Here is a 9066-nt window from a genome sequence, read left to right on the forward strand (position 1 = left end):
ATAGAGAGATAATTAACGCTTGACACTATATATAGTGTCCTTGCGTAAGTCCTGTTCAACTGTGGGGAGCAGAGCAAATAAAGTTAGACCAAGTTAGGGAGTTAGGATGGAATGAACCCTCAGTAGAATTATTAGTATTGTCAGCTTGTCGCACTGCAATAGGAGACAAAAATGCGGAATTAGGGTTTGCCGGGTTAGCAGTAGCAGCAGGAGTGAGGTCAGCATTAGCTAGTATTTGGTATGTGAGTGATGAAGGGACATTAGGGTTAATGACAGAGTTTTATACTCATTTGAATGATGTCAAGATTAAGGCAGAGGCGTTAAGACAGGCGCAGTTAGCAATGTTGCGTGGGGAGGTAGTTATTGTAGATGGGGAGTTAAGGGGAAGTGGAGCGCGTGGTGCAATAATTTTACCATCGGTGTTAGGGAAGTTTAGTAATCAAAATTTATCTCATCCTTATTATTGGGCGGGGTTTATGATGATTGGTAGTCCTTGGTAATAACTCTGACTTGATTTTAGAGAGCAAAAATTGTAGTGGCGTGACACGCCTAAAATTTATCTCATTCTGATTATTGGGTGGGGAAGTTAGGACAGAGAAAAATATAAAATTATCTATTAGTGCATAACCTATCAACTATCAGAAGTATACTGTAACCAAATTAACCTACTATCTCCAAATGAATAACAAATTTTTGCTTGCTATTATTCCCCTATATTTTGGTATCAGTTGTACTTATCCAGTAATGGCTATAGGCAACTCTATTAATCTTAAAACTGAACAAAAAATCTTAGAAGCAAATCAGATTATATTAACTGGTAGTAAAGAAAAATATCGTATTCGAGCGCGTCAAAAAGAAGATGAATCACGACAAAAAGAAAGACATAAACTCCATGAAAAAATCGATAGACAAATTAAAGAAGAGATGGATAAACCTCATAATCGAAGTCTTCCAAAAGCAGAAAAAGAAAGAATTATTCAAGAAGCTCACGATGCTTTAGACCGTAGACTTGACCGACAATGGAATACTTTAGACAAGTATCGAGAACGAAAAAAACGAGAGGAATATAAAGATAATGATTATGAACAAAAACCCTACAAAAGCGATGGTTTTTATCATGGAAACTGTAGATTTCATGGCAACTGTAACTCTTGGGAAAACCAGCCTCACAAAATACAATTGCAACCCCTTAATACCAAGAAAAAAGGTCCTACAAAAAGTGAATTATTTGCAAATGGTATGAGCTTCTACCATGAAAAAGATTTTCCTAAAGCAGAGAAAATTTTTCGCAAACTAATTAATAGATATCCAAAAGAAGCAAAATATCACTATTATCTGGGAGAATCTTTATATTTCCAAGGTAAATTAGACAAAGCAATTAAGGAGTACAAAAAAGCAATTAGTATAGAATCAGATTATACTTTAGCCTACAATGCTTTAGGAGTTTTATTCTCCAGTCAACAAGACTGGGAAGCAGCAATAACTCAATACAAAAAGGCACTTTCTATTAATCCTAATTATGCAGATGCAATGAAAAATTTAGGACAAGCATTATGGGAAAAAGGAAGTTCTACAGAAGCTATTGCTGCATGGAAAAAATCATTAGATATTTTGGTCGAACAAAAAAGATATACAGAAGCTAAGGAGGTAGTTAAGTTATTACAATCTAATACAAATGAATTTATTCCAGCCTATTAGGTAGGTTGGCATAAATAATTAATAACATGGAAACCACTTTTAAATCTCCCAAATAATTAAGATTACTTTTCTATAATCCGTTGGGGTTATCCTACTTAATTCCTAAACAGCAGCCTAACTATTTGTACAAAAATTCATCGCGCCTGGCATAATGAGAGACTAGAAAATTTGTATCAGTTTTATGAAGCAGAAGCAATGTAAATTATACCAAATTGATAAATGTTTGCTACAAACAGCTAGGGTATTTCTTAGGAGTCAGGAGTCAGAATGAATAAGTTTGATACATTTTTTTGTATCGTAACTTATCTTTTTCGTCAAATACAAATTCTTGATCAAATCTTTTAATAGTGTTTATTATTTGTAATATTCTTTTTTGACCCATGGTATTAGTTGTGCAGAAACTAGGCTGGAGTTAGGACTTTATTAATAGCAAGACAAGGATAGAATGTAGGTTGGTTTTAAAAATTTTCCTGATGAAAAGATAAGAGTTCATTAATGGATAATGGATAATGGATAATTGATAATTGATAATTACCTCTGGTTAAAACCGAGAGGATTGAATCTAAGGAAATATTATTTCTTTTCTTTTGGTCGATTGGATATGGCGTTTCGGTTGTCGCCGACATGAAAAGCGCAGCGGCTCTGTTAAGAGCGGGAGACCTCGCCATCCCATCCTACTGACTGCTCCGCAAACGATCGCTTTTTATCCTTAAAAGGAGAGGCTTTAAAGCATAATTATTTAATTATTAATTATTAACAATTAATAATTCGGTAAGAGCTTTTAAGAGATTTTACTTTGCGTTATATACTTCAGTTTTTTTGTGACTTTATACTTACTGAAAAATCAAGGTATAAAGCCTCTCCTTTCATGGATAAAAAAATTCCTTTTAGCTAATCCTTTTATTACAGAAGAGGTAATTGTTAATTATTAATTTCAATCTCTTACCTAGAGATATTATTCCCCGATCGCCCTTCAGCTTCACCAAATATAATAAAATGTTCAAATCCACTATTAAAAATACCATTTTCTACTGCTAAAGCCACAATTGGATTAGAAGTTAAATAAAATCTTTCATCAAATTCAGTAGTACGTTCATCACGACCTTCAAAAAACCCAACATTAACAAAATGATCGAATCCACTCTTAAAAACATTATTTGCTACAGCTTGACTAACACCAGGATTTTCTACTAAATAAGTAGTTTCATCAAACAAAAGACTAGGGTTTCGTCCTTGAAATTGACCCTTATTAATAAAATGATCGAAACCATTTATAAATAAACCATTTTGCACTTGTTGAACCACATCAGGATTATTATCTAAATAAAATTCCTCATCAAAATATATTTCTATCGGATTAATTCTTTGTTCGCTTACATACTGAATAAAATTTTGAAAAGTATCAGGTGGCATAATATCTGAAACAATCTTAGCTACAAAAGCATTAGATTCTAAACCAAAACTATTTAAAGCATTAATAATCGGAAAATCTATAGAATCAGAAAAACCAACCACATAAGTATTTTGAGCAGGGTCTATCGCGATACCATTTCCTGACTCATTCCCCACACCACCAATAGTGGCAGAAAAATCTAAAAACAATCCATTACTAGAAACTTTACTGACAAAAACATCATCCGGTAATCCCAAACCAACTCCTTCTTGAAACTCATTAATAATTGGAAAATTCACAGAACCAGTGCTACCCGTCACATAAGCATTACCCAAATTATCTACAGCAATATCATTAGCAAACTCACTACTATTTCCACCTAAAAAACTTGCATATCCTAAACTATTATCCCGATTAATTTTCATCACAATAGCATCACTACTACCGCCCCCAAAGAAATTTTGAAATCCACTAAAAGCTGGAAAATCTCCCACAGGAGAGATAGCAATATCTCCCTCAAGAATACGAATTCCTGTTGTACCAGAAACATAAATATTTTCAGCTAAATCTATAGCAATACCACTACCAGCATCTCCGTCACCTCGACCATAAAAAGTTGAGAAAAGTAAGTCGCTACCTTCTGGATTTAATTTAGTAACAAAAATATCGCTATCCCCCCCATAAAAATTTTGCAGAGGGTTCTGAAGCGGGAAGTCAAAAGACCTAGTTGAACCTGTTATATAAGCATTACCATTATTATCTACATCAATATCAATTCCTGAATCCAGATCGAAGCCTCCTAATAAGGTTGAATATGCTAAAGTTCTGCCATTTCTTGATAATTTAGTCACAAAAGCATCCCGATTTACATTATTAGTAGTAGTGGTTTGAAAAGCATTTTCTGTTGTGGGGAAGTCAGCAAAACCAGGAACTGGTGGAGCAGGAAATGGGGAAAAACCTCCCGTACTTCCTGTTACAAAAGCATTACCATTATTATCTACAGCAATACCCCTACTAATATCTTCATCTCGACCACCAAGGTAAGTAGAATATTGGACGCTATTACCTAAACTAGAAAGTTTTGTCACAAAAGCATCGCCGTTAAAACTTCCTCCACCATAAGCAGTTTGGAAGGCATTAACTGTTAGGAAGTCTAGGGAATTAGTATTACCTGTAACGTAAACTCCACCATCAACATCTACTGCAATATCTGTGCCAAATTCGTCATTACTTCCTCCAAAATAAGTAGACCAAAGAACAGTTCCGTTTTGGTCGAGTTTTGTTACAAAAGCATCGTTATTAAAGACTGCTCCCCCACCATTAAAGTCTGGTTGAATAGCATTTAATGTGGGAAAATCAACAGAAGTAGTATCTCCTGTTATATAAACATTTCCGGCAACATCTACAGCAATGCCATTCCCACGGTCGAAGCCATTTCCGCCGATTAATGTAGAATATTCTATGGTAGGGTCAATAATTAATTCATAGTTTCTGTCATATTCTCCAATGTCGAATCCTACTTGATTATTTTCGAGGAGTTGATAGGCAACTTCGACTTCAATTTGCTGACCATCTATTTCTTGATAAGCAATTGGGGGTGCTTCAGTTAATTCTCCAAATTCAGTATCTATAGACAGAGTACCGTCAGCGAGAATACTAATATCTTCTACTCCACTATAATTGAGAACAATTTGAGAAGTATCAGAACCAGGAGCGACAATAAAATCGCTTTTGAGATTGTCATCTATACTACTATATATAAGGTCAATATTTGGATATAAATTTTCATACTCAATAGCTGCATAAGTCGGCAGATCGGTATGCCAATTATTTGAGTCATTACCTTGGAAAAAGTTGGCAACTCCTGGAAGTTGATTTAGAGGATTTATCTGAGGGTTAGAGTTAGAATTATCAAAATTTAACTTCACTATATCTGAGGTAATTTCACCTGCGATGTTTTGAGTGGAACTGAAGATAATTTCATTTTTACCAAGTAGTAAATCGTAGTTATTTGCTTTTGCTAAATACTCAACATCAGAATTGTTTATTTGCCCTATATTTTCGATAAAACTAATCCCTGTGAGAAAGTCATTAGTTTCAGAGAAATCTGTCTGGGGTATGTCAAATTCTTCTACTTCTAATTCGGGGGGTAATGTTTCTGAACTAGAGGTAATATTTAGATTATTAATTTCCCTAGTTTCAGAGAAATCTGTCTGGGGTATGTCAAATTCTTCTACTTCTAATTCGGGGGGTAATGTTTCTGAACTAGAGACAATATTTAGGTGATTAATTTCATTACCTTCAGCTAAATAAGGTGTATGTAAGAATTCATTTTCCCAAAAATTGAAAGAATCCATAATTAATTTTCTCTAATAAAATCAAGCATCAGATTAGCAGTAATTTGTAATTTCTCCAAGTTCTGAAAAAGTAGATATTGGCTAAAACTTGAAATTAAAGTTGAATAGCTATTTTATTTATATCTTTTTTTTTGACTGGTTTCTTTTCTTATACAAGAAACTGTTTACCGAATAATTAAGGTAAAAATCCTCTCATGAGCAAGGAGAAACAATGAATTAGTTTTCCTTTTATTCAATCCCATCAGTTTTAGGGAGAGGTAATTATCAATTATCAATTATCAATTATTGAATCCTACCATTTTTCTACTGTTGGCATATATAACCAGCGATTTAATTTTTCTTCCTCTACATAACCTTTTAATTCTGGGTCTGGCCAAATATGAAGCTTATCTAAACATCCAATACTTTTAGCTGCTTCTTCCACCTCTTCCCACTGCTTAATAAAATTTTCTGCCCACGATTTTTTAGTCATAATTGAACGAGCAAATTCTAAACCTGCCGCTATCATACGTTTACCATTAGTTCCACGAGCATTAATAGGTTCCCAAAATATTACTTCTGGCTCAATTTTCATAATTTGTTCTAAGTTTCTTTTAAAATCATCTAATGTCATTATCGGAGGAGTGGGAGCCATAGCTACATACAATCTGCATCCTGCTTGATGACCTTTTTGTAAAGCTTCATAGCGCTTAGAAGGTGGGGGTGATTTTGGTTCAATTTTGAGACTAAGTTCATCATTTAAAAGCGGATTAACAATTTTTTCTGAGCCTTTAATAATAGACATTGCCAGTACTCCCAAATAATTTTTATCATATATTTTGGCATTTGCAGTCTTTTAATTTCTACCTATTTGTAGCGTTTACCTAATATTTAAAATTAAAATAAAGTTGTGTATTCCCTGTACATCTAATGGATTTAGCCGACGCATCTCTAGTTATTCTAGCAGAAGAATACCAAACTGGACGAATTTTGTCATTAGATATTAAAGATTTTAGTATTTATAAATGGCATAACAATAATTATTTTGATAATCTGTTTATTCCTTGAAATAAGACTCAATTTACCACCAATCTCTAACTTAAACTCTGCAACATAACCACACTCTCATCTGACCATCGAAACTGAAAGTATACTTAAGAATTTATATTATAAAAAATTGAAAATTAATGATAAATTTTCTCTAAGAAAATCAAGCATAAGATTAGCAGTAATTTGTAATGTCTCCAAGTTCTGAAAAAGTAGATGTTAGTTCAAACTTAAAATCATGCCATTTTTGGTTAAAATACTTGTTATTGAAATGGATAAATCAAAGGTTGATTTGGCATATATGGTTAGTTTTGTAGAAATATCAATTTATTTCTGGTGGTAAATATAAGTCATCACCAGGTAGTCGTCTATCCTCAATCTCTTCTCTATTTTCTGCTAAAATTTCTTCATAGTTTTCACTGAAAATCTGATTGTATTCAGATTCTTTTCGTTGAACTTTAAATGCTGAATCTGCACGACGTTCAATAGATTCAATCATGCACGCTTGAACAATTGCATCAGCTTTCTTATTTCTATTTTTACTTCGATAGTGCCAGTATGAAATGGCAAGAGGAACTGGAATCGATCTAATTATTACTTCGTCACCTTGAACCCAAAACATTGGGAAACGGTTTAAATTATATCCCTTAAAACGTGAGGCAAGTTCTGATTTTCCTTTAATAAAACGTTCTATATCTGTATTTTCTTCAGCTATAGCACCTGTGACTGATTTTATATCTAAATGGTAATTTTCATCATCAGTTTGATAAACATCTAGAGGTATTTTACCTAAATAAATAGTGGCTTTAACAGCTTTAGTGAAATTAGATTTATTTTACATATATCCTTGATCAATTAATTACAATTATGCTTATATATCAAGCAGGTAATTATATTATTATAATTGGTCTTTACCAAAAAAATAATCCTATTATCATCTATTTTTTAATCATTTCTAGTATTTCTTACTTTATTGGTTGTATTGAAGCTAAACCTAATATTACTAAAAAATATTAATTAGTTTTGATAATAAGTAGTAACTAATCAAGAATAATTATCTCAGAAATATATCACTAATTTTCCCTAATAAAATCAAGAATATAATTAGTAGTAATTTGAGACTTTTCCAAGTGAGGAACATGACCACAATTAGGAATCCAAATCAGTTGAGAATTAGCGATCGCCCCCTCCAACTTACCAGCATCACCAGTACCTAAAATCCGGTCATTTTCTCCCCACAAAATTAATGTTTGCTGTCGCATAGAAGGCAATTTTTGTTTGAAATTACCATACCCACCACTTTTAGTAAAAGAAATTAAAGCTTGATTCCAACCAGGCATTTCTAAATGTAATCTGGCACAAATATTAGCATCCAAAGTGGCAAAACTTTTATCAAAATAAGCGCTACGACTAATACTTGCTCGTACCTGGGGGCGACGCAAAAACTCTGTAGCAAAATAGTCAAGTGGAGGAAAAATAAACTTACTAATAATCGGATTATTTTGCATTCCAGCACTATCAATTAATACCAATTTTTTCACAACTTCCGGGTAAGTAAGAGTAAAATCAATAGCAGCAGCACCACCCATAGAAGCACCGACTAAAATAACAGGTTGGTTAATCAAACTTTTCCAAAAAGAATAAAGATGAGTAGCGATCGCCTGTGGATTAATTTTTAAATTGGCTAATCTATCTGTAAATCCAAACCCTAATAAATCAACAGCAAAAGTTTGATTTTCAGCAGCAAGTAATGGCAAAAGGCGACGAAATTCAAAAATAGAACTATCAAAACCATGCAGTAATAAAATTGGGGTATTATCTTTACCTTGAGAGACAAAACTTGTATTAATGTCTTGAGAAGTCAGAGGAGTATAAATTGACTGATACTGAATATTTTGAGCAAAAGAAATAGATGTAGATTCGGTCAGACTTTCAGTTAATTTTGGCAAAAAATCAGGAAAAATTGGCATTGATTAAAATTTTTGATTGATTCTGACTAATAGTTTAACCCAAAATCTCTCATGGTTTTAGGGAGTGGCGAATATGGGGATTAAGATAAAGAACAATCCAAAATTATTTACCCCGTCAGTTGTACCACACCGATCGCTAAATCTGCTGTATAGACTTAGGCAAACCTCTTTAATTTATTTGAGCAAAAAATTGAGAGTCTCAAGCAAAATCTCTCACTGGCAAAACCAGAAAAATTAAGTAGTCTAAAACTAACCAGAGAAGATTTGGAAAAATTATACTCACACCATAAAAAATATGATTGCCGAGACTTGATAATTTATCAACTTTCCTTCAGAGCGACTCCGATAAATATCTATATATATAGATGTAGACTCGGATAAATCTCTCTAGTTTACTTTGGCAAAAAATTGAGAGTCTCAAGGAAAATCTCTCACCGACAAAACCAGAAAATTGATAACTCGAAAACTGACTAGAGAAGATTTGGAAAAATTCTACTCGCACCATAAAAAATATGATTTCCTTCAGAGCGACTCCGATAAATATCTATATATATAGATGTAGACTCAGATAAATCTCTCTAGTTTACTTTGGCAAAAAATTGAGAGTCTCAAGGAAAATCTC

At 33.1% G+C, this 9066-nt stretch carries 6 protein-coding genes and 1 pseudogene; 3 read left to right on the forward strand and 4 right to left on the reverse strand.

Features of this window, described 5'->3' with window-relative positions:
* Positions 1–38: 38 nt before the first annotated feature.
* Both ACP6PM_RS11735 and ACP6PM_RS11740 read left to right on the forward strand, forming a co-directional pair.
* Positions 39–500, forward strand: a pseudogene (locus tag ACP6PM_RS11735) (CHAT domain-containing protein); the annotation flags it as partial.
* Positions 501–678: 178 nt separating this feature from the next.
* Complete coding sequence (locus ACP6PM_RS11740; RefSeq protein ID WP_426584793.1) at positions 679–1698, forward strand: tetratricopeptide repeat protein; 1020 nt, start codon at positions 679–681, stop codon at positions 1696–1698.
* A 942-nt stretch (positions 1699–2640) separates the two neighbouring features.
* On the opposite strand, the gene ACP6PM_RS11745 is transcribed toward ACP6PM_RS11740, so the two are convergent.
* Positions 2641–5448, reverse strand: a complete 2808-nt coding sequence (locus tag ACP6PM_RS11745) for a DUF7948 domain-containing protein (RefSeq protein ID WP_426584795.1) — start codon at positions 5446–5448, stop codon at positions 2641–2643.
* Positions 5449–5740: 292 nt separating this feature from the next.
* Positions 5741–6232, reverse strand: coding sequence for a radical SAM family protein (locus ACP6PM_RS11750; RefSeq protein WP_426584797.1), 492 nt, complete (start codon positions 6230–6232; stop codon positions 5741–5743).
* 125 nt (positions 6233–6357) lie between these two features.
* On the opposite strand from ACP6PM_RS11750, the gene ACP6PM_RS11755 reads away from it, so the two are divergent.
* Positions 6358–6495: a PIN domain-containing protein gene (locus tag ACP6PM_RS11755; RefSeq protein WP_426584799.1), complete on the forward strand. Its 138-nt coding sequence runs from the start codon at positions 6358–6360 to the stop codon at positions 6493–6495.
* A gap of 301 nt (positions 6496–6796) precedes the next feature.
* Here ACP6PM_RS11755 and ACP6PM_RS11760 read toward each other — a convergent pair whose 3' ends face one another.
* Together ACP6PM_RS11760 and ACP6PM_RS11765 are read right to left on the reverse strand one after the other, a co-directional pair.
* Positions 6797–6973 carry a hypothetical protein gene (locus ACP6PM_RS11760; protein WP_426584801.1) on the reverse strand — a complete coding sequence of 59 codons (177 nt, stop codon included), beginning with the start codon at positions 6971–6973 and terminating at the stop codon, positions 6797–6799.
* Positions 6974–7547: 574 nt separating this feature from the next.
* On the reverse strand, positions 7548–8438 hold the full coding sequence (locus ACP6PM_RS11765; protein WP_426584803.1) for an alpha/beta fold hydrolase: 891 nt from the start codon (positions 8436–8438) through the stop codon (positions 7548–7550).
* Positions 8439–9066 lie beyond the last annotated feature (628 nt).

The organism is Dapis brunnea BLCC-M229, assembly GCF_050015995.1.
GTDB lineage: Bacteria > Cyanobacteriota > Cyanobacteriia > Cyanobacteriales > Microcoleaceae > Trichodesmium.